The organism is Carnobacterium gallinarum DSM 4847 (genome assembly GCF_000744375.1).
Lineage (GTDB): Bacteria > Bacillota > Bacilli > Lactobacillales > Carnobacteriaceae > Carnobacterium > Carnobacterium gallinarum.
In genome coordinates, this window is record NZ_JQLU01000005.1 from 890,328 (window position 1) to 913,930 (window position 23,603).

The window sequence follows — 23,603 nt, forward strand, 5'->3', positions numbered from 1 at the left end:
ACTTTTATTATCTGTTAAAACAACCTTAGAGGTCTAGTAGATAAAATTAAGGAATGTACCTAAAGAAGTGTATATTTCTTTAGGGGATAACAGTTAAAAAACCTGACAACTAGCGATAGTTATTCAAATTTAAGTTTCCCCTTTGGACACTGGAAAGAATAGAAAGGAAATTGTATATGGATAATTATTATGAAGATTTTGAAGGAAATCCAGAGATTGATATTTATGCATTTGTAAACAATGAAAAAGTAGGTATTCAAATGTGGGATGGTTATTTTGATGAAATAATGAGAAAAGTACAACCTGTGAATGGTAAATGGCAATCTTTAGCATATTATTATAATTTATATGAAGGTTGGTATGATGATAGCCCTTGGCAAATTCCAAACAATGAAGAAGCATTAAGTCAATTTAAATCAATTGATAGATCAGATTTAGATACTATACCTCAAGAAATATTAACAAAAATAATGAAGTTACTAGAAAAAAATAGGAATCAAGTTATCTTTATAGAGTATAGTTGAAAATAATGACTTGTAATGTCGGTTCATTAAAGCTTCACAATTTATACTTTTCAAATGAAAAATGGTTGCTATCCCCCACTTGATTGGAAAGGATTGAATTAATTATGAAAACAAACTTAACAAAAAGAGAGGCCTATACTATTGCGAATGAGTATATTGAAAAATATAAGTTAACAAAAAATCTATCAACTGATAGTGATGAATGTGTTGTTTTTTATGAAAATGTGTTTGGTATTATAGGTTATGCATGGGTTGTCGCAGTTAAATATCCAGCTTCTTTTATGCCAGACGAATTTGATGAAACCTCTTATTTTATTTCAGATGAGAGTAAACAAGTTGAATTTGTAATAGGGCACGGCGGAGTCTACCTTACTAATCATCTTACAGAAAACGATACGGGTAAACCTGATGAGTGGGATTTGTTGGATGAGGACTTTTATGTTTAAAAATTTAAAAAACTACAAGAAACCCATTTTTACAAATGCTGATTTCTTGCAGTTTTTTATTTTTATTTAACTGATTTCCATCTAAACTAGCAGTGTTATCCACTCACATTCTTACTTTATTACAACATTGCACCACTATTCGTTTGGGTTAAAGCAATTAGCTGATCTCCTGCCTTAACTTCTTTTCCAGTTATTCGCTCCACATTAGCATAAGACAATGTATTTGTGATTATCACCATAACTGTTGAATCGTAGCCTTTATTAGCTAATAGAGCTAAATCAAAAGTTCCTATTTGGTCGCCTTTTTTCACTCTTTGACCATTAGTAACAGCAGTAGTAAACCCTTCTCCTTTTAACTCAACTGTGTCCAGTCCAACATGAATCAACACTTCACTGCCCTTGTCTGTCTTCATCCCGTATGCATGCGCTAAGGTCACAGTTATGACACCATCTGCCGGCGCATAGACAATTCCCTCACTTGGTTTAACTGCTGCTCCTTTACCCATTAATTCAGCAGAAAAGATCTTGTCATTCACTTGTTTTAAACTTTCAACTTCTCCTGCAACAGGGGCATAAATCATTTCATCTCGGACTACTCCTGCTTCACTTGTTGGATCTTCATTAATTTCTTCAGCAACGACATTGTAAGTTCCTGTAGCTGTTTCAACCGCCATCACTTTTTTGCCGTAAATATAAGTCATTGCAAAAGCTAACACAAAACTGATAATGCTACAAACAATAAACATCGGAATTGAATTTGCAGAAATTGAGATAAATCCAATCACACTTGCTGGTCCCATCGCAACCGATAATACATGGAATAAACCAATAAACGCTGACGCAATTCCAGCTGCGATCATACCACAAATGAAAGGAAATTTTAGTTTCAAATTAACACCAAAAATAGCTGGTTCGGTAATTCCTAATAATGCGGAAATACTCGCAGAAGACGCCAAACTTTTTTGTTTATCATTTTTTGTAATAAAGAAGATTGCCAAACAAGCTGCTCCTTGAGCAATATTGGCCATTGAAGCGATTGGGAAAATAAAAGAACCACCTGTTTTTGCTACATCTGCCAGTAAGGTTGTTTCAATTGCTGGAAAGCTTTGATGCAACCCCGTAATGACAATTGGAGAATAAAACAAACCGAAAATACCCATTCCTAGGAAACCTGTTGTATCATATAACCATACTAAACCGTTGGTTAAACCATCGCTAACAATTCGCATAGCGGGTCCGACTAGAATAAAGGTTAAAAAGCCTGTAATAATAATGGCTAACATTGGGGTAAACGTAAAATCAAACGCTTTTGAAATACGTTTATGGAAGAATTTTTCTAATGTTGCTACTATCCAGGAAACTGCTAGCACTGGTAAAACAGAACCTTGATAACCGGCTTGTGCTACATCCATTCCAAGAATATTCCAGTAAGGCATTGAACCATCTGTAATTGCATTCGCAACACCATATCCATTGATAAGACTTGGCATAACCATGATCATTCCCATGGTTGCACCTAGATAAGGATTGCCTCCAAAACGTTTTGTAGCTGAGAATCCAACTAGAATAGGTAAAAAAGCAAATGGAGCCGAAGCCATCAAGTTAATAATGTCTGCTAAGTCTTTAACTGCAGGTATATTTTCTACAATTGAGGTTGGGCCGAATAAATTCTGAGCGGTTAACACATTGTTTAATGCCATTAACAAACCACCGGCTACTAAGGCCGGAACAATTGGAACGAATATATCAGATAAGACTTTAATAAAAGCCATAATTGGGTTTACTTTTTTACCTTCTAATGCAACGGCTTTCAAATCATCTGTTGATGCTTCCTTAGCTCCAGTTAAAGCCGTCAATTCTGCATAAACATTATCTACATCCCCTGGTCCAATAATAATCTGAAATTGACCATTGGTTTGAAAAGTTCCTTTTACATCCTCAATCGCATCTAATTTTTCTTGATTCACTTGGGTTTCATCTTTTAATACTAATCGTAATCGGGTTGCACAATGAGCGGCTGCTTGGATATTATTCTCACCCAAAGCCTCATTTATTTCTTTTGCAACTTGTTTATGGTTCATGCTAGTTCCTCCTTTTGAAATCGTTTTTATAGTTATATCATACATCATTTTAATTTTATGTCAAACGTTTATCATAAAAAAACATAAAGATAAAACTAATTAATGCATTTTCATTTAAATAAAGAATTAAATATGATAAACGTTTGACATGTTTTGTAATTTGACGTATTCTATATAGAAAGATACCGCTTTCTATATGGAGGAGATTTTCATGATGACACAACTTACTAACTGGACGACTGAATTACGCTACCAACCTTATCAAAGCTGGAGTCCAGAATATATAAAAAACTTACTAAGCAAGGTTCAACAATCAGATTGGCGTCTGGCTTATCATATTCAACCACAATCTGGATTACTAAACGATCCTAATGGTTTTTCTTATTTTAACAATCAATGGCACTTATTTTATCAGGCGTTTCCTTATGGACCTGTTCACGGTATTAAATCTTGGGTTCATATGATTTCTGATGATTTAGTCCATTGGAATTATCAAGGGATTCCACTCCTTCCAGATAGCCAAAATGATAGCCACGGGGTTTATTCAGGCTCTGCTTTGCCCATTGACGATAAGTTATTCTTAATGTATACCGGTAATATTCGCAATCACGAATGGGAGCGAAAAGCCTTGCAATTAGGAGCTTGGATGAATCAAGAGAATCAGGTTACGAAAATCGAAACACCATTAATTCTAACAGATACAGAACGTTATACCCAAAATTTTCGTGATCCACAACTATTCTCTTATGAAGATAGCTATTTAGCCATTATTGGCGCCCAAGATACAGAACTTCAAGGGAAAATTGCGGTCTTTGAGTCAACAAACCTGACCGATTGGCAATGGCTAGGTAATTTAACTTATACGGATTTACCAATGGGTTTTATGGTGGAATGTCCTAATTTAGTTTTTATTGAAAATCAACCCGTTTTATTATTTTGTCCACAGGGATTAGCGACCTCTGACTTAAGTTATCAAAATATCTATCCAAACACGTATATCCTAGGTAGCTCCTTTACTAAAAAGACGTTGACTATTGAAGATGCAACGACACTTAGAAATCTCGATGAGGGCTTTGATGTTTACGCAACTCAAGCTTTCAATGCTCCTGATGGGCGCGCATTATGTGTCAGTTGGATTGGTTTGCCCGAAATTGACTATCCTACCTATGAAGAAGGCTGGCTACATTGCTTAAGTTTAGTCAAGGAACTGACAATTAAAGATGGTGAACTTTATCAATATCCAGTCCAAGAACTAAAAAAACTTAGAACGAATCAGCGTTCATTTTCTGGTAAGTTAGCGAAGAACGAACAAGAATTAATCTCAAATACTTCTTTTACCTACGAAGCTGAATTAAAGCTTCCGAAAAATGAGATTGGAGAATTGAAACTTTTTGCTGATTCGCTGATAAATCAGTATTTACGCTTATATTTTGATACAGTATCTGGTAAACTAACGGTAGATCGATCAAAATCTGGAGTGCCCTTTGCAGAAGAGTTTGGAGTAACTCGAGAGATTGATTTGCCAAGTCATACAGAGCTTACTCTTACTATTTTTGTAGACCATTCTGTATGTGAGATTTTTATTAACCATGGATTTAAAGTAATCACCCTACGACTTTTCCCAGATGAAACTCAAACAAGCTTGCTAATTTCTGGTATAAATTCAGGAGAGTATCGCGGGGAAATATGGGAGCTAAATCGCTCATTAACTCCTTAAAGAAAGGATAACTATGACTATTAAATTAACCGATGTCGCTAAAAAAGCTGGCGTTTCTGCTACAACCGTTTCTCGAGTCATTAATAATTATGGCTATCTAAGTCAAAAAACTATCGACAAAGTTCACTGGGCAATGAATGAATTAAACTATCAACCTAATTCACTAGCCCGCTCCTTACAAGGTAAATCAACTAAATTAATTGGCGTCATCTTTCCTTCCGTTGGCAATCCTTTTTACGGTGAATTAATTGAAAAAATTGAAAATAAATTATTTGAAAAAGGCTATAAAGTTATTCTATGTAATAGTGCTGATAATAAAGAAAAAGAGCAAGAATATCTACGAATGTTGGCGGCTAACAAAGTGGACGGCATTATAGCTGGCGCTCATAATCTTGGAATTAAAGAATATGAAAATGTTAGTCTACCCATTGTTTCCTTTGATCGCTTCCTAGCAGATAGTATCCCGATTGTTGGTGGTGATAATTTCCAAGGTGGACAAATTGCTACCCAAGCATTAATTCAGAGTGGTGGGAAAAATGTAGCAATTTTTACTGGAACAAATCAATCTAATTCACCGACAAATAGTCGTTTAGAAGGTTATCTAGATACTATCCAGCGTTTCCAATTGGAACCTCATGTATTTGAATTCGATGGACAGCATTCACCCGCCTTGAAATCGTTAGAAATCAGAAAAATTCTAAAAGAAGAAACCGTTGATAGCATTTTTTGTACCGATGACATGACAGCGATTTTAACGATGAATGAAGCTAAAAATTTAAACTTAACTTTGCCTGATGATCTGAAACTTGTTGGGTACGATGGAACGTCATTCATTCAAACTTACTTTCCTCAGCTCACAACTATTGTTCAACCAATTGACGACTGTGCAATGTTATTAATTGATCTGTTATTGCAACGAATTGCCGATAAGGAAGCACCCTTAGAGCGAGAATATACTTTACCTGTAAAACTGATCCAAGGACGCTCAACTTAAATAAAAAACAACCAAAACAATAAGTTTTGGTTGTTTTTTTATTTAAGATTTTACTCGACTTCCTAAACTTATTTGACTAAATGTCAGTCAAGCTATAGCGAGACTCTTCATCTAAAGCATTTTAACAAACAGTAACCCTTCTATTTTCCTATTAAAAATCTGCTTAGTTATAGACACACTAAAAAAATACGTTCAAGAAAAGCCTTTTTAGAATCAAGATTTAGAAAAAGCGATTGCAATTATATTGAATCCCTGTTATTATCAACTTGAATCGATTCAAATCATTGAGTACACTGCACTTCAATTTGTTTGTTTACTAAACTAACTTCAAAAAGGGAGAACTTTACTATGAATTTTATTGACAACTTATCAGAGAAACTATTACCTATTGCTTCAAAAGTGAACAACCAGCGTCATCTTGGCGCTATTCGAGATAGCTTTATTGTAACGATGCCTTTAATTATGGCAGCATCCTTCTTTATTCTTTTAAATGCTGTTGTTTTTTCAAATGAATTTGTGATGAAAATTATTGATCTAAGTGCCTTAGCCGGTTTAGCGGGGATTGTAAATAATGGTTCTATGGGAATTTTAGCTATTCTAGTCTGTTATAATATTGGATTTAATTTAGCAACTTGGTATGTAAAATCTGGCAGAATTAATAACCCTGGATTTAGTCCTACTCATGCGGGTGGTTTGAGTTTAGCTTTAATGTTTATGATGATGCCTTTAAATAGTGTTGTCACTCTGGCTGATGGAAAAACTGCTGAAGTTGCAGGTGTATATCTGCAGGGGCTGACCTCTTCCTCTGGTTTATTCTTGGCAATGCTGGCTGCTTTGTTAGGGACTGAATTATTTGTCGCTTTATCACGTTTTAAAAAGTTACGTATTTCAATGCCTGATAGTGTTCCTCCTGCCGTTGCTACTTCGTTTAATTCTTTAATTCCAGAAGTGTTAGTAATTATTATTTTTGTAATCGTTATCTTCACACTGGATCAAACAACAGGCTTAACTGTTCCACAAATTGTTGACACTATTATTCAAACTCCATTAAAAGGCTTTGTCCTTTCTGCTCCTGGAATGTTATTTTTACAATTCATCTCAGATACTCTATGGGTCTTTGGGATGCACGGTTCAAGTATCTTATCTCCAATCAAATCAGCTCCAATGTTAGAAGCCATCCAAGAAAATATGACTGCTTTTGAAGCTGGAAAACATATTCCAAATATTGTCACTGAGCCTTTTATTGGTAGTTTTGGGCTGTTAGGTGGCGGTGGCTGTATCTTACCTTTAATCTTTGCAATTTTTATTGTTTCAAAAAGAAAAGAACAAAAAGATATTGCGAAGTTAGGTTTAGCTCCAAGTTTGTTTAATATTGCAGAACCTATTATGTTTGGTTTACCAGTTGTGATGAATCCTATTTTCTTAATTCCTTGTGCATTAATTCCATCCATTAACCTAATTATTGCTTATCTTGCTACAAGTGCCGGCTTAATTGGACGGACAGTTGCGGCGGCACCATGGATTACACCGCCCGTTATTCAAGCTTGGGTATCGACTGGTGGAAATATTCCAGCTGCCTTATTAGCCATCATCTTATTGGTTCTAGATGTTATCTTATTTATCCCATTTGTTTTAGCAAGCAATAAAGCAGCTAAAATCGAAGCAATTTAATTAACGAAAGGACTGTTATGAAAATGGCTAACTATAAAAATCCTGAATTAACGATTCATGAACGAATTACTGATTTAATGGCACGAATGACCTTAGAAGAAAAAGTCGGACAAGTCAATCAACACCTTTATGGTTGGAAAACCTATGCTAAACTCGATAATACTTTTGAACTGACAGATTACTTAAAAGATCATGTCGCTCTTGGCGGTGGACTAGGCGCACTCTATGGTTTATTTAGAGCAGATCCTTGGTCACAGGTTAATGAGAAAAACGGGGTCCCTGCTGAAGATAGCTGGCGACTTGCAAATAAAATTCAACACTATGTCATTACCCATTCTCGCTTAAGCATTCCAGTTTTATTTGCTGAGGAGTGTCCACATGGTCATCAAGGCTTAGGTAGCGTTTCCTATCCAACAAATATCGGAAAGGGAAATTCCTTTAATCGTGCGTTAATTGAGGAAACTTCACGGAATATGGCAGAAGAATTAGCGATGAAAGGCGTGCATCTAGCCCTAGTCTCTTCATTAGACTTAAGCCGTGATCCTCGTTGGGGCAGAACGGAAGAATGTTATGGGGAAGATCCTTATCTAGCAGCGGCTTTTAACCACTCGATTGTTAAAGGCTTTCAACAAGATTTAATCACCGATGCGCAAGATTTTGTACATCAAACGGTTGGAGAAATTAATCGCCAACCTTCGCAGATTGGCGTCGTTTTGAAGCATTGTATTGCTCAAGGTGATGCAATTGGCGGACATAATTCAGGAGCCGTTTCGATTGGCGAACGTGATTTTATGGAACTTTATTATCCGCTGCTTAAAAGCACCAAAAATGCGGTCGGTGTGATGGCTGCTTACAATGATCTAGACGGCGTTCCTTGTCATTCTAATCATTATTTATTGGAAACTTTATTGCGAAAAGAAATTGGCTATCAAGGGATTGTCATGGCTGACGGAACTGCTTTAGATCGCCTAAATAGTATTTATGGTTCAGACGAATTATCCGCTAAAAATGCTCTTTTTGCTGGCGTAGACTTAAGCCTTTGGGATCAAACTTATTTAAGCATTGTAAGTGGTGTAGAACAAAATATTATCCCGATGGAACTTCTTGATAAAGCTGTTTACCGTGTCCTAAGTATCAAATTTTTATTAGGCTTATTTGAAAATCCATATGTAGAAGCTCCAAGTCAAGCTACTTTAGAAAAAATAAAAACGTATCCTCTAGATAATAAAAAAATGGCTTTAGAAAGTATAACGCTATTAAAAAATAACGGAATATTGCCTTTAAAAGATGAAGCGAAAAAAATTGCTGTCATTGGTCCGAACGCTGATGCCATCTATAATCAGCTTGGTGACTATACTGCTCCCCAAACAGAAAAGATGCAACAGCAGACTATTTTTAGAGAGTTAATCAAAGCTTTTCCGACATCCAGTGTTGAGTATGCTCTAGGTTGTGAAATTCGGAATCTAGCTAATCAGGAATCTCATATTCAAGCAGCCGTAGAGTTAGCCGCTAAAAGTGATTTAATTATTTTAGTTCTTGGTGGATCAAGTGCCAGAAATTTTAATATGGAGTTTCTAAGTAACGGTGCGGTTTCTTCTAAGGGAGTCAATATGGATTCTGGCGAAAATGTCGATTTGTCTAGTCTAGCTCTCGGTGGTAAGCAGATGGACTTATTCACCGAGTTACAAACGTTAAATAAACCGATTGTCACTGTCTTAATTCAAGGTCGGCCACATGATATTGAAACAGTTTGTATGAATTCTGATGCAGTTTTAACAGCTTGGTATCCTGGTCAAGAAGGCGGAAGTGCCATTGCAGCTCTTCTGACTGGCGAAGAAAGTCCAAGTGGCAAATTAAGTCTTAGCTATCCACGAAATAGCGGGCAACTTCCAGTCTATTATTATCAACGGGATATTGCAATGAAAGAAGATTATTATGACTTAAAAGGCAGTCCGCTTCTTCCCTTCGGATTTGGTCAAACTTATACTCGTTTTGAGTATCAAAAAATAACAGTAAATAACTCAAATTTAACAAAAAATGATTTAGAAAATGGACAACACCTTCATTTAACTGTTTCAATTAAAAATACTGGTTCTTACGATGCAAAAGAAACTATTTTATTATTTGTAAAGCTAGCTGGTGGATCAGTCATTCAACGTAAAAAAATATTACGCGGCTTTGAAAAATATTATTTTAAAAAAGGAGAAGCCCAAGATATTGATTTTTATCTAAGCTATGAGGACTTATGTTACTATGATGCTGATCAACGTTTTAAATTAGCCGAATCTTTCACCATTTTGATGGATTGCTTACAAGAACCCTTCTCTTTCCATTCCTCTACAAACTAACCTACTAAATAAACCCACAGCCAGTATCAGAGTTTTTGATACTGGCTGTGGGTTTATTTAGATACATAAGCTAATTCTTCAGGGTATCTAAATAACTTATTTGAATTAATTTACTTTTGCCCCATCCTTTCGCCATCACTATCCAATCATTGATTCTAAAGCAAGAATAATCATCTCATTAAAGGTTGTTTGTCGTTCTTCCACAGAAGTTTGTTCACCTGTAATCAGGTGATCACTAACTGTCAACAAAGATAAGGCTGCTACACCAAATTTTGCTGCCATATAGTATAGTCCTGCTGTTTCCATTTCAACGCCTAATACTCCATACTTGCCTAAGCGCAGGAAATCTTCTTTATCTTTATAGAAAGAATCATCCGATAGAACATTTCCAACATGGATAGACATCTTTTTTTCTCTTCCTAAATGGTAGGCACGATCAATTAATTCAAATGAGCCAATTTGCGGAAAATCATAGGTTGGAAAATCATTTCTGATCATTGATGAATTCGTAGCAGCCGCTTGTGCAATCAAGATATCTCTCATAGCAATTTTTTCTTGAAGCGCGCCACAGGTTCCAATACGAGTTAACTTTTTAACATTGTAATCATTGATCAATTCATGGATATAAATAACTGCTGAAGGCATACCCATTCCTGTTCCTTGAACTGAAATTGGAATACCTTTATAGGTACCTGTGTAGCCCAACATGCCTCTAACTTGGTTGTAACAAACAGCATTTTCCAAAAAAGTTTCAGCAATATACTTTGCTCGCAATGGATCCCCGGGTAATAGGACACGTTCAGCTATGTCTTCTTTCTTTGCTTCAATATGAAAACTCATAAAATCCCTCCTAAGCATTCTTTTTGTATCCGTTTTCCAAACTAATATAACACAAAGCATTTATCAGTTCCGTTAGAAAGATAACAATAGAAATATGAGCTATTTCACAATTTTACTGTTATAAACGCCATTTAAGCAAACGCTTTCAAAATGTAGAATAAAAATAAAAGTACGTTATTTCCACTTTCTTAAATCTTGAAATTCTTCTGCCTCATCACAAATTAGAAATAATTTTTTCTTGTCGATAATATGCAAGTATTTCCCTCTAAATTCAATAATTTTTTCATGTTGAAACTCACTGAGTGTTTTAGAAACTGATTCACGAGAAACGCCTAACATATCAGCAAAAAGCGATTGATTAATCTTCATATCGATTTTGGAAAGTCCGTCATTCGTAGTGCCAAAATTGTAATAAAAATCAACAATTAAATTGGCTACCTTCCTACGAACATCGAAAAAGGTTAAGTAACGAATCAGTCGATTTAAACGTCGAGTACGATTGGCTAAAATAGAATACGTTCTTTTTAAAATAACAGGATGCGTATCAATTAAGAAAAGAAAGTTCTTTTTAGAGATCGTCAATAAGGTCACATCAGAAAGTGCCTCCACAGTAGAAAGACGATAGTCAACATCGGAAAGTGCTTCTGTTTCACCAATTACATCGCCAGGTGTTGCAATACCAAGAATTATTTCTTTACCGTCATGCATTCGGTAGATTTTGAGTAAGCCCGAATGAATAAAGTAGATTTCTTCAGTATCATCATTTTCAAACATTAGGATGTGATTTTTCTTATACTTTCTAGTTCTAAAAAAGTGTTCGTAGGCAGCGAGTTCTTCATTCGATAGATCTGAAAAAATTTCAATATTTTTTAGGTTTTCAATCACTTGAAACATCCTTTCAAAAAACACTATTTAGACTGATTGTATCATTTAATAACAGTACTGGGAATGTAGATATTTAAGTTATTCAAAAATACTGAAGAAAAAAGGACTATGGAAATGAATTTAACTAGGGTCTGAAAAATTGAATTAGATGAAGTGATAGCCTTGAATGGAGTGTATAGTAATTGGAAAACGGCCTACTGCCAATGCTTTTGACAATCTAGATAGTCATACTGGAAGTAAATTATTTTGAAAATAAAAACCAAGCATTTACACTAATTTAAATAAAAATAAGGATGTAGGAATGCGATAGAAGGAGTGATTTTTTGAAAAATTTGTTAGAAACAAGGGTTCATATTACCGAGGGAGGTTCAACAATCAGAAAAGAAGGTTTAGCGGGAATCACAACTTTTATAGCTAACTCTTATATTGTTGCTGTTAATGGAACTATTTTAAGTATGACAGGGATGTCTTATGGAGGGATCACAATCTCTACAGGATTAACGGCTTTCGTTGGATGTATGCTTATAGCAAATGCTCCATTGGTTTTAGTCCCTGGTATGGGTGATAATGTCTTTTTTGTCTTTGTTTTAGTCGCATCATTTGGATTAACTTGGCAGCAAAGTTTAACGGCTACACTAATGGCTAATCCAACCGTTTTCACTGAAGAGTTGATTCTAGATGCCTAAATAACGCAACTAACAGAGCGATGTCGCCAACATGCAATCAATCGCCTTAATTATGGATATCAAACCAATTAATATCACCGGAATCAAAGAAAGTGATCTGGCAATTTTATGAGGCAACGCCTCGATAATGCCCTTGACGCTCTATCAAAAACTCCTTATGAAGAGAGGCTTCTACAATTAACTATGTGTCAAAAACAAGCGTACTTCTTTTGTTCTATTCAACATACAGCTGTAAATTTGGTACCTATTCAAAAAATCATCCTTATTTTACAACGAAAATAAAAAAAGCCAATCATGGATTCGGCTTAAAGAATATCGAAAAGGTTGTAAAAAATATCAAAGACATTTTGAAATTCAACAAACCTCTACCGAATTTAAATTGTGTGTTTTTGTTAAAAACAACTAAAAAATGTGTTTGGCTAGAAAACGATAAGATCTAGTAGATGAACTTTATAGTATTCCTCATTAGCTTAGTGGTTCTAGCTAGTCTAACACTTTTTCTTCATAACTATAAACCATTCCATAAAATTAATTTTAGTAGTAATCTAAATTGATTAGACAACAATAAAAAATAGATGAAACTATTGAAAAGTATTCATATTACAATCGGATTCTTTTCAATAATCCTCAGCATATTTCACTATCATTCCTCATATTCATCAAAAATTGGATCACCATATAGCATGCTCCCAGACAACGCCATGTAAAGTTCTTCTAGATAAGCCATCTCTGAATTATCGTTACCTGAACTACTACCATCAGATTGCGGGGCCAACGTATAAATATCTTTTTGAAGAAATTCATTTTTAGGATTGACCTTTTTAAATTTTTTATCGCCTTTTTCAACTAAAATTGCTGTTTTTCCATCAGGAAGAGGTGTTGAATAGTTATCTTCAACCTTTTTTTGATCATTTTCTTCCTCTTCAGGCTTTTTAACATCCTTTTCCCTTGGGGTATAACCAGGTGGTAAGGGAGTTACCTCAACTGTCGGATTTAATGGATCCACTGGCGATACATTCTGGCTATCATATTTATCATGGTCTAACTTATATACATACGCACTATCTTCAGCATGAGCTACTTCAGGGTTATCCAGAACTAAGATTCTAACTGAAAATAAACAACCGACTAATAAGGAGCAGCGTGCATAGTTTTTTGGTTTAGGATAAAACACGAGCTACCTCTCCTTTTTTTAATAGTTTATCATTTCTAGCCTTTGCAATACATTTTCCAAAAACTGCCCAGTCTCCCGCTGTTGGCGGTGCACTCCAAACAATCACTTTTAACTTATCGCGCATATCATTTAAGGTGTAATCACAAAGCAAAATGTCAATATCATCTGTTAACTGATTACTAATTTCAATATTGATAAAGTCGAATGTTTGGATATTCCGATAAATAAAATTGTTGTAATTCTCACCTAGCGTAAAATCAATACACACTTTAATCGGAATCGAGAAAAAGGATGTCGGCAGCAAATTAATTAGTAAAAATAGATATCGATTTAATAAATGAATATCATTTTGTGTAACTAACTGTAGTTTCTTAGATTTGGCTGCTTTTGCAATTAAGTAATGACAAAACTCTAATACTTCTGGATAATTTTCTTCGACAAACCTAGCTTGGACAAGAACATCTAATTCAGTTTGCATACGTTTAAACGTTAAAATAGGATAATGAATTTTCATTAAGCCATTCGTTAAGTCCTCGCTCAAAGACTCATCTTCTATTTCACCAAAATAGGTTTGAAATTCTGTTATAAAAAATTTTGTAAATAAATCTGGTTCCATTTGCTCAACAACTAATGGAAATTCATTTAAGCCCTTAATAAATTGGACCAGTAAGTCAGCATCATACTGATTAATTTTTTCATTAAATGAAAGGTGATGAGCTTCCTTAATTATTTTATTTAAGTACTTATCTTCAGAATATCTTTCCATCATTGGTTTTATTTTAATGTTTTTTTTATTTTCAGTTCTAATTTGACAGATACTTACAAAATAAAGCAACTTAATTTTACTTGCTTGTGTTAAATAAATCCCTGTTTTTTCTTCAACATTTTTAACAAAATGTAGCACTTGTTTTTTAAAATTTGTCGAAAATGGATAATAATCGTTCCCATAAACATATGTGTAAAGATTACTCATATAAACTCGAATTGCTACTTCATCTCCTGCTAGCTTAAAACGAGAGGAAAGTTTAATGCCTAATTCTTCCAGAGTTGCTTTCAATTGATTTACCTTGTTGTAAACCTTTGTCCGACTTGTATAAAAAAGCTTGGCATACTCTGATGAGTTTGTAAAAGTTTCTTCAAAAACATCTTGAATAATTTGGAAGCCAAGTGAATTTTTCACATAAATATTTTTTAAAACTTCTGTTGAAAAACTGATATTTTTTTTAAGTTTAAATGTTTGATTGGACTTCTCAATATGGATGTCATCACTTAACTGATAACTTTCAATATCTTGCTTTAACTCTTCAAATGTACTAAATAGGATAAACTCCGATACATCCATTCGTTTTTTTATATCTGCAATGGACACTTTTTGTTGAAAATTCTCTTCAATCGTAGTTATCAAAAGTAGTTTGCGAATATCTGTCTTAGATAAAAAACTATGCATTCATCTCCGCTCCCCTTTCATTTCAAAATGCTTATCTTGCTTTATATTAATTTAATTCAAAGAAACCCCAACCTAATCTGTAATTGGAATTTTACACTATTATTCTTTTTATTGTTTTGCTTTTAATTCTTGCTCTCTTCTTTTTTTACGACGAGCCAATTTCTTTTTACGAGCTAATAATTGTTTACGTTCTTCTTCTTCTTTTTTCTTTTTTTGTTTAATAATAAAGAAAATTAATATTCCTACTATTAGAATTAATAATAGCCCAACTAAAACATAAATCCAAGTATTATTTTTTTTAATAGTAACATCTGTCTGATTATATTTCTTCGCATCTTCTGATTTGATTGTAAAATCTTTAGTAAATGACCAGCTATCTTCCTTAGCATCGACATTTAAAGTTAATGTATAATCACCAGCTTCTAGTCGTTGTCCCTCTAGCGCAATTGGATAGTCAAAATTTGAATTAGGTGCCATTTGCATGTTTTTTTTACTACTTTCATAAACTGTTTCTTTTGCACCTTTTTTAGTTACTTTCGCATCAATATTCATACTATTTATATAGGTTGATTCAACATTTTGAAGATTTGCATTGATTACATTACGAAGATTAATCTGAGAAGGTTCAACGTTATTTAATTCTAATTTAGGTTTCACTTCTTGATCTGTTTGATTCAACAATAATGCCACAACATATGCATATTTATTGTTAATTGCTAAGCCTTGACCATCCTGATTTGAACCTTCAGAATCTGCAGAATCAGCTTTTTCTTTAATTGTAATTCCTCCCGACAAAATACCGTCAAATTTAGTTTCAGGCATTTTAATTGTTAGCGGAACTTTTACTAAACTCTTAGCTGGAATAGTTATTTCATTACTAACCGTTACAATTTTTTTCAAGTCAATTGGCAAAGTACTATCTGTTTTCGTCTTTGTTTCGCCATACTCTACAACTCCATTTATATTAGTAATTGCAGTATTAACACTCGGCTCTACTGTAACATCTTTTTCAGTATCATTTCTTAAATTCATTTCAATAGTTTGTTCGCTATTCGGTTCAACTCTTAAATCAAAATACGTTTTTGTTTTATCACGCTGATTTTCTGGAATAATTGCTTCCACTGCGAAATTTAATTCAGCTGCTTGTCCATTAGATGGAATTTGGATCATTCCCATAAGTAATAACGCTATAAGTAAAATTATATTTTTAACTGTTTTTTTCATGATTCTGCCTCTTTCCAATATTAGTTGAAAAGCATCGACATTTTTGCCGATGCATTTCAACGAGAATTTAATTTAGTTGATTATGGTTGTGGTGTATCAGATAGTGTCCATGTTAATCCAGTTACATATTCTTCTGCATATTTTGTAGTATTTCCTGGTACTGCTAATGAGATACTTGTTGCTCCCTCAGCAGCGTCACTTCCGAAACGATAAACCCAAGTTCCAGCACCTTCGCCAGTTTTAGCTCCTAAAATATTTTCAGCAACTCCATCGCCATTAGCATCGATTGTTAGATCGAAATTAGCTTTAGCGATTGATGGTGCTAATGAAGTTGATACTGAATCTACTTGACCATTAGCAACAGAAATCAAAGCTCCATCTAATGTACCGCTTGCTGATTTAAATTGTGTATCTTGTTTTAATTGAACAGTCCAACCGTTTGTTCCCCCACGTTTATCTGTTACTTGTAAATAGTTTGGACGTAGGCTACCGTCTGATAATACTTGTGCTTTAGCATTATAAGTTACATCTTTAGTTGTAATTTTTTGCTCATCGAAACCAAATGATGATGCGAAATCAATACTTAATGGTCCATTAGTTCCTGGATTTGGATCTGTGATTCCATCTGGATCTTTCGGTGTTACTTCACTACCTGGTGCAGTTGGATCAACTGGTGGTGTAATTGCTGTATCTGGAACGAATTTTACTTTTGCATTTGAATTATATACGCCTACATCTGCAGCTGATGCAGTTGTTCCTCCGATTGTTAAAGCTAATAATGCTACTGCCCCTGCAGTGATAAATGTTTGTTTTTTCATTTTTTATTTCTCCTCTTTTATGTTAGTTTTTTTATTTTGTATGAATTCGTAAATTTTTAGTTTTAATTAAAAGTTACTTGCTGGTACGTCACCTAAAGTCCAAGTTAATTCTGTTGCATATTTTACTGCATCTTTTGGTGTAGTTCCTGGAATTGATAATGTGATTGCTTTATTCTTCTTAACTGTTACGCCATCAACTTCAGTATCTTCAATTGTACCGAAAACATCTAACCAAGTTAAAGCTCCTGAACCAACTTCAGCATTCATGATAGGTGAAGCTGCACCTGTTGGGTCTAGTGTAACATCTTTTACAGTTGGAGCGGTTGTTAACGCTTCACTAACTGCTACACCATTTGTGAATGAAATCGCTGCACCTGTTAATTCTTTGTTAGTTGTTGTTGCATTTGTAAATTGACCTTCTTGTTTCACAGTCAATGACCATCCACTATTTGTTCCACGAGTATCTGTTACTTGAACATAGTTTGGTTTTAATGTACCATCATCTAATTTTTGTGGTTCTGCAAAATAAGTCATATCTTTATTCGTAATTTTGTTTTGACCAAAGCTCACGCTTGAAGCATAGTCAATACTTAATGGTCCAGCTGTTCCTGGTTCTGGTGTTTTTCCATCTGGAGTAATCGGAGTTACTTCTGTTCCAGGAAGTGTTGGATCAACCGGTGGTGTAATACCAGTATTAGGTACAAATTCAACCGAACCTGTTGATTTGTATGTTCCTGCATCTGCTGCTAATGCCACTGATGTTGTGCTTAGTGCTGTTAATACGATTGCTGATGTTGCGATAATTTTAGTTAATTTCATTTTTATTTCCTCCTAGTTTGTAATAAAATAGTATACTTCCAATTAAAAAAACTAATACCTGTCAACCACATATGTTGATTTTGTAATTCTCCAGTTTGTGGCAACCGATTTAAGTTTGGTGTAGCTGGATTTACCGTTACTGGTAATTTTCCATTTGGTTTTGGTTCTGGTTTTGGTTCTGGTTCTGGTGTTTCTTTTGGGTACTCATACGTCCCATAAAAACTAATATCTCCAGTTGAGTTGTAACCTTGAGTTGATTCTGCGAATACCTCTTTGAAAGGAAGAATACTGAACAAAATTACAACTGAAAAAATAAAGCTTTTGCTTAAGGTGTTCATATGTCTCCTCCTTTTAAGGGGCATCCTGTAAAGTCCAAGTGATAGAGCCGGTATATTCTTCTGGATATACTTCTTCTGTCTGAACATTAAGTGATAAGCCATCACCATTTGGTATCCAGCTATCAGAAATGTTTACAGGTACACTGCCTGTGTTGGTATCTTCATAAATAGTAATCAAGTCTGTTCCTAAATCTTGTTGAATACCATTGTTTGTATATTTTAAAGCATTTGGTAAAGTTTTATTTGTTGAACTAGTCAAGATTTGATCCATTTTTGCAGTTAACAGCCATGGCGATTTAGTTAATCGTGTATCTTGGATAGTTAAACTCCCCACCATTGATTGAATTGGGTATTTCTTAGATCCAGAAACTATTTTCAAATCGTCGCCAAAATCAATCGTACTTGGTGCAGAAGTAAAAATTAAACTTCCATCAAGGACATCTGTTTGAGTTGTATTCGATGCGACCATATCGGCAACCCAATTATTTGTATAGTTCCCACTTGCTTCAGCTTTTGAAGAAATAATACTAGCTAGAGCTACATTGTCTTTTACCGTTCCTTTATAACTCAAGGTAAGGTTTTTAGACCAGTCAAGTTGATCTGCTTCCGTGATAGTAGCCGTTAGAACTTTGTTGGCTTCATCATAAACAACATTTCCTTTTGCACTTCCATCATCTGTTACCAATGTAAAATCGCCAATATCTGTCAATTTATCGTCAATTGGTATAGTGATTGTGAAGGCTTTATAGAAGACTGCTGGTGTTTCTTCAGCTAATTGACTACTTAATTGTGTTTTAAATTGAATTCTTTCAGTCAAGGTAGCTGTAGCACCTGAACTTCCATCAAGTTTTTCAACAGATTGAATTAGTTTAAAACGATTTTGCTTGTAAACAAAAGTTACATCTTGTGGCTGATCTTCAATGACACCCGATGCTGCTCCTTGTGTTCTTAAATACTCATAACCATTCAAAGGAATCGAGCTTTCAGAGTAAGGATTTCCAACATCATCTACAATAACTTTGTCTTCAGCAAGTTTATTCCCAACTTCATCTTGGTAATGTACATTTACTGTTCCAATTCCAGGTGTAACTGAAACTTGAATTTCTTTACTGACATTGCCAAATGTAAAGATAACTGGGTAAGTTCCAACAGCTTCTTTCATTTTCGATACATCAACAGTTAACGTACTTAAATCTGTCAGTTGAGTCCCTGTTGCTAAATCCCACGCTTCTGTACCTGATAACGATTGAATAAACGTTTTTAATTCAGCTTCCGTTTGTGGATATTGTGGCAACTTAAAGGTTACATTTTTCCCACGTAGTGCTGTGGTTCCAGATGTAGCTGTGTCTTCATCCCTAATGAATATCGGAACTTTAACTGGTGTTGTATGACCTGCTTTATCTGTTAAGATCACTTCATACATTGGCAATACTGGACCAGCTTGATTCATATCAGGTTGAGGAAGGCTTCCAGCACTAACCGTTACTCCTGCACCAGCTGTATTATCTGACTTATCTTTGATGTCTTTTACAAATGGTGTAAAGTCTGTCGGGAATTGACTTCCTTTATCAAAAACTTGGATCACTCCAGTTCCTTCTGGCGGCGTTACATCCTGTACCTTAACAGCACTGGAAATCTTTGTTCTAAAGTCTAAGTTAGCTGTTGCAGTTACATCAATATACGGTTTGATAAAACCATTAGGAATATCAATACTGTATTTTCCATCTGCACTTGCTATTCCCTCCAAAGTCTTGCTCACACCTTCTTCAGTGTAATCAATAAAGACCTTTGAACCTTTTGTTGCTGTACCTGTAACTTTGTCTTGTGCATCTGTGATTGGATCCAACGTCACGTCAATTGCTCCAAGAGAAATAACTTTTGCTGTTCCCAGATTGAAATCAGTTCCATTCATTCCTGCATTCGTTGAAGTAATTGTTGTTGTTGTTCCACCGTTTGTTGTTAAATCAGTTAACACATTTGATTTATCTGGCATGGTCCAATTGAATAGTGCTGTATCATTACGATCCCCTGTACCAGCCACTCTCCAATAATTCACGCCAATTGCATCGATATGCATTTTACCAGTAGACATTGTAGACCAATCAAACATTCGTTGACTTGTTTTATTGTATAACAAGACACTTAATGGATTATCAAAGTTTAAGCTTGTTCCAGCATAATTGCCTTCAAACCTTGCAAAATACCCACTACCACCAGTTGCCTTCATTGATAATCGAGCTCCTGGCGCTACGTAGACATCCTCTGCTAATCTTAAAACCGGTTGATCTCCACCAGTTTTTTCAAATTCAACATCGGCATCTTCTGCAACATGTAAATACTTACCTGGGTTATTTCTAAATAATCCATTGTTAGTAGTAATTTTAACTTTAGCATTCTTCTCAATATCCATTGCAATTGCATTAGTACCATTACGATAGAACATTCCATTTCCTTTTGAATCAATTAATACATTAGAGTTCTCTTTGATAGTAAAGGAATTCTCTGATCCTCCTGACAAACCTAGCCAGAACATACTATCTCCTACAGACGTATGATTAATCGTAATATTTCCATCTAGAATTACATTTCGAGCTTCCGCTACTTCTTGATTAGATGCTGAACCCGATTGCACTTGTGCAATCGTAATCGTTGTATTCCCTAGATATTTGGTTATACCATTTACATTATGAGTAATCTGAGGTCCTTGGTAGTCAACATTCGTGTAGGACAAGGTCACTTCATTAGTGCTATCTTGGACATTCATCGGACCATAATAATTCAGTCCAATAATTTTTATATCCTCAAATCCATAATCTTTAGGATCTGAGTTGGAATTACTAACGTAGATATTATCCGTTCCTCCAATAGTTCCATTTCTTTCAGTCAAAGTATGAATTTCTCCTGTTAATGGATTTTTACCAGAGATACGCATATATTTTTTTTCATTTGGAACTTTAGTTCGAGTTGTTAAGTTGAAGCTATTGCTGAGATAAATTTGAGTAATTAGAGGATCCTTAATGGCTGTGCTTAGTTCGGCATCATTTGCTGCAATTGCTGTTTCTGGTCCAAATGCAGTTATTATACTGCTTTGAGCAATTGGTTGAGCTTCCTTGCTTTCAACAACCGGTTCCTCTTCTGGTTTGATCTCTGCTGTCGCTTCTTCTTTCACTTCTTCTTTGGTTGCTTCTGTTACTTCAATTTTAAGTGGTTCAGATTCATTCAATTGATTGTTGACTGTCTTAGTTGCAACTAATTGATAGGTTCCAATTTCTTCAGGAACTAGAGAAACCTCTAATTTGCCTGCTTTGCTGGATTCATTCCAATTAATCGAAAGATTTCTGTTAACTTCATCGAACGAAATTACTGCTATGTTATTTCCATCATTAAGTTGTTTTGTTCCCAATTCATCAAACTTTAATCCCATTGGTAATGGAATCAATGTTTCAGAAACATGCTTTGTTGGTATGATGGCTGATTCCGCTTCTGCACTTAAATCAATTTCATCTGATTGTGTAGCTTCCGTATCCATTACTGTTACTAAAAATGGATCATTGGTAGATAGTTCACTCTTCACCACAGATAAATTCAATCCTGTATCAGCTAAAATTCCAGCGTTATCATTTGTTGAATAATATATTTTTCCTAAAACTATGAATAATACAACCAAAGAAAAAACAGCAATTTTATTATAGGTTGTACTCTTTTTTTTGTTTATTGATTTTTCAGATCTTTTCAACTTTATTCACTCCTCCTTTCATTTTATTAGTCAAATTTTAATTTTAGCTATTCGCTTACTAACGTACAAAATAAATTAGGTCGACTGCTTAAATTTTACTGTTTTGCTCCGCCTCCTTTTGACAAGTTAAATAATATCAAAAAAATAACAGGAAACAAATTTTTTCTGTTCATATTTCTTCACTATATTCCCAAATTTTTTGTAAAAAAGTGGTAAATCCCATTGGAATAAAGCTTTATTGGTTATATTTTTATTAATATGTACTTTTACAAAACAATGAAAACGAGCGTTTTTTTAGTTATTTATATCTAAAAAAAAAATAAAAAACACTTATAATCACTCAATATATATTACGTATCTCTTTCACTTCTAAATCTACTATAGTTATTTAAAAACACAAGATATTAATTAATCCCATTATTTCTCTTTCCTTTGTTCATTGAATTTAATTAATCCTATTGTAATGAACTAGATTCAATTAAAATATTTAAATATAACTTATTTTAAATTCTATTCACTAAAAAAATAAACTTAATATATAGAATTATTTTACGTTTATGTTTTATAAATAATATAGATTTAAGTAAAGTTTCTTCTATATTAAGAACTGTTTTTAGTGTACTAAAATAAGAGTGTAAGATAAACTCCAAAACAGGTTTGTCTTACACTCTCAATTCGTCTAAATATTTGTTTCATAGCCTCTTCATTCTATTTATGTTAAATCGCCAAAACGGCAATTAATGAGATAGCTAATAAAATCTGGATCACTCCCACTGCCAATCCATAAAACAAGAAACGTTTCCCTTCTTTAAAGAATTTTTTAAAGTCCAGACGTAACCCAATAGCTGCCAAAGCCGTAATCTCAAACCAACTACTAAAAAAATGTGCAGTTTCGCTGACAAATCTAGGCAACTGAATCACACTGTTCAGCGTACAACAAATTAAAAACCCAACTACATACCATGGTAAAGCCGAACCTTTTTTTGTCACATCAGTTGATTCAACTGATGATGTTTCTTGTTTTCCTTCTTTAAATTTGCTAAAAAGATAAACAATTACCACTAACAACATAATGCGCATAATTTTGAATAACATTGAAAACTCGACAACTTTCCCATCAAGCATACTTGCACTGGCAACAACTTGTCCAACAGACTGTAACGTTCCACCAACTAAAGCACTTTTAGCCAGGTAATTCGATCCATATAAAGCTAGACTAATGAACGGTAAGGTAAGCATTAGAATGGTTCCTAGTAAGTTCACTAAGGTAATGATCTGTCCCTTTTCCTCTTCCTTTGCTTGAATAGAAGGCGCAATGGATGCAATTGCAGAAGAACCACAAACCGCATTGCCACCTGCCATTAAAAGGGACATATTTTCTGAAAAAAGCATTTTTCGACCAAGCCAATAAGTAATAATAATGGTTCCTGACATTTGTAGAATAGTAAATAGTCCACCTTTGATACCAATATGAGCAATAGTCTGAAAGGTTACTGTAATCCCTAATAAAACTACCGAATATTCTAACAGCTTGCCTTCTGCTACTTTTGTGCCATCATTTAGAAGTGGATGTCGAATAAAGGTATTTCCTAATAAAATACCTAAGAGAATTGCAATCGTCGCTGCGCCAAGGGTTGGCAGCCAAATCGCAAGTATTTTACTTAAAACTGCTACGAGAAAAGCTGTTATCAAGCCCGGAAGTATCTGTTTACTTTTACTGAATAATATACTGAATTTTGGTTGAATCATCTATCTATCATCTTCTTTCGTTTATTCTATCTATCACCTAGTATAGCGAAATCTTTTACATTTGATAAATAGATAGTTAAAATAGTAAATATAACTAAAACGAATG

At 34.4% G+C, this 23,603-nt stretch carries 19 protein-coding genes; 8 read left to right on the forward strand and 11 right to left on the reverse strand.

The genetic code is table 11. The annotated features are described in order from the left end of the window. The first annotated feature begins 176 nt into the window (after positions 1–176). Both BR43_RS08970 and BR43_RS08975 read left to right on the forward strand, forming a co-directional pair. Positions 177–524, forward strand: a complete 348-nt coding sequence (locus BR43_RS08970; protein WP_034561301.1) for a hypothetical protein — start codon at positions 177–179, stop codon at positions 522–524. A gap of 104 nt (positions 525–628) precedes the next feature. Then, a complete protein-coding gene (locus tag BR43_RS08975) occupies positions 629–970 on the forward strand; it encodes a hypothetical protein (protein ID WP_034561304.1) in 342 nt (113 codons plus the stop codon). Positions 971–1,089: 119 nt separating this feature from the next. Here BR43_RS08975 and BR43_RS08980 read toward each other — a convergent pair whose 3' ends face one another. Further along, on the reverse strand, positions 1,090–3,051 hold the full coding sequence (locus tag BR43_RS08980) for a sucrose-specific PTS transporter subunit IIBC (protein WP_034561306.1): 1,962 nt from the start codon (positions 3,049–3,051) through the stop codon (positions 1,090–1,092). Between the two features lie 211 nt (positions 3,052–3,262). On the opposite strand from BR43_RS08980, the gene BR43_RS08985 reads away from it, so the two are divergent. From BR43_RS08985 to BR43_RS09000, 4 genes are all read left to right on the forward strand, one after another. After that, complete coding sequence (locus BR43_RS08985) at positions 3,263–4,768, forward strand: sucrose-6-phosphate hydrolase (RefSeq protein ID WP_034561309.1); 1,506 nt, start codon at positions 3,263–3,265, stop codon at positions 4,766–4,768. A 13-nt stretch (positions 4,769–4,781) separates the two neighbouring features. Further along, positions 4,782–5,762, forward strand: coding sequence for a LacI family DNA-binding transcriptional regulator (locus BR43_RS08990; RefSeq protein ID WP_034561312.1), 981 nt, complete (start codon positions 4,782–4,784; stop codon positions 5,760–5,762). Positions 5,763–6,110: 348 nt separating this feature from the next. After that, complete coding sequence (locus tag BR43_RS08995) at positions 6,111–7,433, forward strand: PTS sugar transporter subunit IIC (RefSeq protein ID WP_034561315.1); 1,323 nt, start codon at positions 6,111–6,113, stop codon at positions 7,431–7,433. Positions 7,434–7,456: 23 nt separating this feature from the next. Beyond that, positions 7,457–9,781, forward strand: a complete 2,325-nt coding sequence (locus tag BR43_RS09000) for a glycoside hydrolase family 3 N-terminal domain-containing protein (RefSeq protein ID WP_034561317.1) — start codon at positions 7,457–7,459, stop codon at positions 9,779–9,781. Positions 9,782–9,919: 138 nt separating this feature from the next. On the opposite strand, the gene deoD is transcribed toward BR43_RS09000, so the two are convergent. Then, on the reverse strand, positions 9,920–10,621 hold the full coding sequence (deoD, locus tag BR43_RS09005; RefSeq protein ID WP_034561319.1) for a purine-nucleoside phosphorylase: 702 nt from the start codon (positions 10,619–10,621) through the stop codon (positions 9,920–9,922). A gap of 174 nt (positions 10,622–10,795) precedes the next feature. After that, the gene (locus tag BR43_RS09010) at positions 10,796–11,506 is read right to left on the reverse strand and encodes a Crp/Fnr family transcriptional regulator (RefSeq protein ID WP_034561322.1); all 711 of its coding nucleotides are present in this window, start codon (positions 11,504–11,506) and stop codon (positions 10,796–10,798) included. Between the two features lie 323 nt (positions 11,507–11,829). Between BR43_RS09010 and BR43_RS09015 the strand changes: the two genes are divergently transcribed. Next, a complete protein-coding gene (locus BR43_RS09015; RefSeq protein ID WP_034561331.1) occupies positions 11,830–12,192 on the forward strand; it encodes a hypothetical protein in 363 nt (120 codons plus the stop codon). Between the two features lie 185 nt (positions 12,193–12,377). Continuing rightward, complete coding sequence (locus BR43_RS20720; protein WP_169741037.1) at positions 12,378–12,632, forward strand: GHKL domain-containing protein; 255 nt, start codon at positions 12,378–12,380, stop codon at positions 12,630–12,632. 203 nt (positions 12,633–12,835) lie between these two features. Here BR43_RS20720 and BR43_RS09020 read toward each other — a convergent pair whose 3' ends face one another. The 8 genes from BR43_RS09020 to BR43_RS09055 form a co-directional block, all read right to left on the reverse strand. Beyond that, entirely contained in the window at positions 12,836–13,366 is a 531-nt protein-coding gene (locus tag BR43_RS09020) for a hypothetical protein (RefSeq protein ID WP_034561337.1), read from the reverse strand. Then, positions 13,353–14,813, reverse strand: coding sequence for an AcpB/EbpR/MafR family transcriptional regulator (locus BR43_RS09025; RefSeq protein ID WP_034561339.1), 1,461 nt, complete (start codon positions 14,811–14,813; stop codon positions 13,353–13,355). The genes BR43_RS09020 and BR43_RS09025 overlap by 14 nt, the downstream gene beginning before the upstream one ends. A gap of 108 nt (positions 14,814–14,921) precedes the next feature. Next, positions 14,922–16,037: a WxLIP family cell surface protein gene (locus BR43_RS09030; RefSeq protein WP_034561342.1), complete on the reverse strand. Its 1,116-nt coding sequence runs from the start codon at positions 16,035–16,037 to the stop codon at positions 14,922–14,924. Positions 16,038–16,117: 80 nt separating this feature from the next. Further along, positions 16,118–16,855, reverse strand: a complete 738-nt coding sequence (locus BR43_RS09035; protein WP_034561344.1) for a WxL domain-containing protein — start codon at positions 16,853–16,855, stop codon at positions 16,118–16,120. A gap of 66 nt (positions 16,856–16,921) precedes the next feature. Then, positions 16,922–17,674 carry a WxL domain-containing protein gene (locus tag BR43_RS09040; protein ID WP_034561347.1) on the reverse strand — a complete coding sequence of 251 codons (753 nt, stop codon included), beginning with the start codon at positions 17,672–17,674 and terminating at the stop codon, positions 16,922–16,924. 2 nt (positions 17,675–17,676) lie between these two features. Then, complete coding sequence (locus BR43_RS09045) at positions 17,677–18,012, reverse strand: EF2685/EF0750 family sortase-dependent surface protein (protein WP_034561349.1); 336 nt, start codon at positions 18,010–18,012, stop codon at positions 17,677–17,679. 13 nt (positions 18,013–18,025) lie between these two features. Beyond that, positions 18,026–21,748 carry a MucBP domain-containing protein gene (locus tag BR43_RS19115; RefSeq protein WP_051933889.1) on the reverse strand — a complete coding sequence of 1,241 codons (3,723 nt, stop codon included), beginning with the start codon at positions 21,746–21,748 and terminating at the stop codon, positions 18,026–18,028. Between the two features lie 717 nt (positions 21,749–22,465). After that, on the reverse strand, positions 22,466–23,497 hold the full coding sequence (locus BR43_RS09055; RefSeq protein WP_051933890.1) for a YeiH family protein: 1,032 nt from the start codon (positions 23,495–23,497) through the stop codon (positions 22,466–22,468). Positions 23,498–23,603: the final 106 nt, after the last annotated feature.

Bases quoted from the DNA above. Each gene is read 5' to 3' on its own strand.
- BR43_RS08970 (WP_034561301.1), top strand. From the start codon at position 177: ATGGATAATTATTATGAAGATTTTGAAGGAAATCCAGAGATTGATATT.
- BR43_RS08975 (WP_034561304.1), top strand. From the start codon at position 629: ATGAAAACAAACTTAACAAAAAGAGAGGCCTATACTATTGCGAATGAG.
- BR43_RS08980 (WP_034561306.1), bottom strand. From the start codon at position 3,051: ATGAACCATAAACAAGTTGCAAAAGAAATAAATGAGGCTTTGGGTGAG.
- BR43_RS08985 (WP_034561309.1), top strand. From the start codon at position 3,263: ATGATGACACAACTTACTAACTGGACGACTGAATTACGCTACCAACCT.
- BR43_RS08990 (WP_034561312.1), top strand. From the start codon at position 4,782: ATGACTATTAAATTAACCGATGTCGCTAAAAAAGCTGGCGTTTCTGCT.
- BR43_RS08995 (WP_034561315.1), top strand. From the start codon at position 6,111: ATGAATTTTATTGACAACTTATCAGAGAAACTATTACCTATTGCTTCA.
- BR43_RS09000 (WP_034561317.1), top strand. From the start codon at position 7,457: ATGGCTAACTATAAAAATCCTGAATTAACGATTCATGAACGAATTACT.
- deoD (WP_034561319.1), bottom strand. From the start codon at position 10,621: ATGAGTTTTCATATTGAAGCAAAGAAAGAAGACATAGCTGAACGTGTC.
- BR43_RS09025 (WP_034561339.1), bottom strand. From the start codon at position 14,813: ATGCATAGTTTTTTATCTAAGACAGATATTCGCAAACTACTTTTGATA.
- BR43_RS09030 (WP_034561342.1), bottom strand. From the start codon at position 16,037: ATGAAAAAAACAGTTAAAAATATAATTTTACTTATAGCGTTATTACTT.
- BR43_RS09035 (WP_034561344.1), bottom strand. From the start codon at position 16,855: ATGAAAAAACAAACATTTATCACTGCAGGGGCAGTAGCATTATTAGCT.
- BR43_RS09040 (WP_034561347.1), bottom strand. From the start codon at position 17,674: ATGAAATTAACTAAAATTATCGCAACATCAGCAATCGTATTAACAGCA.
- BR43_RS09045 (WP_034561349.1), bottom strand. From the start codon at position 18,012: ATGAACACCTTAAGCAAAAGCTTTATTTTTTCAGTTGTAATTTTGTTC.
- BR43_RS09055 (WP_051933890.1), bottom strand. From the start codon at position 23,497: ATGATTCAACCAAAATTCAGTATATTATTCAGTAAAAGTAAACAGATA.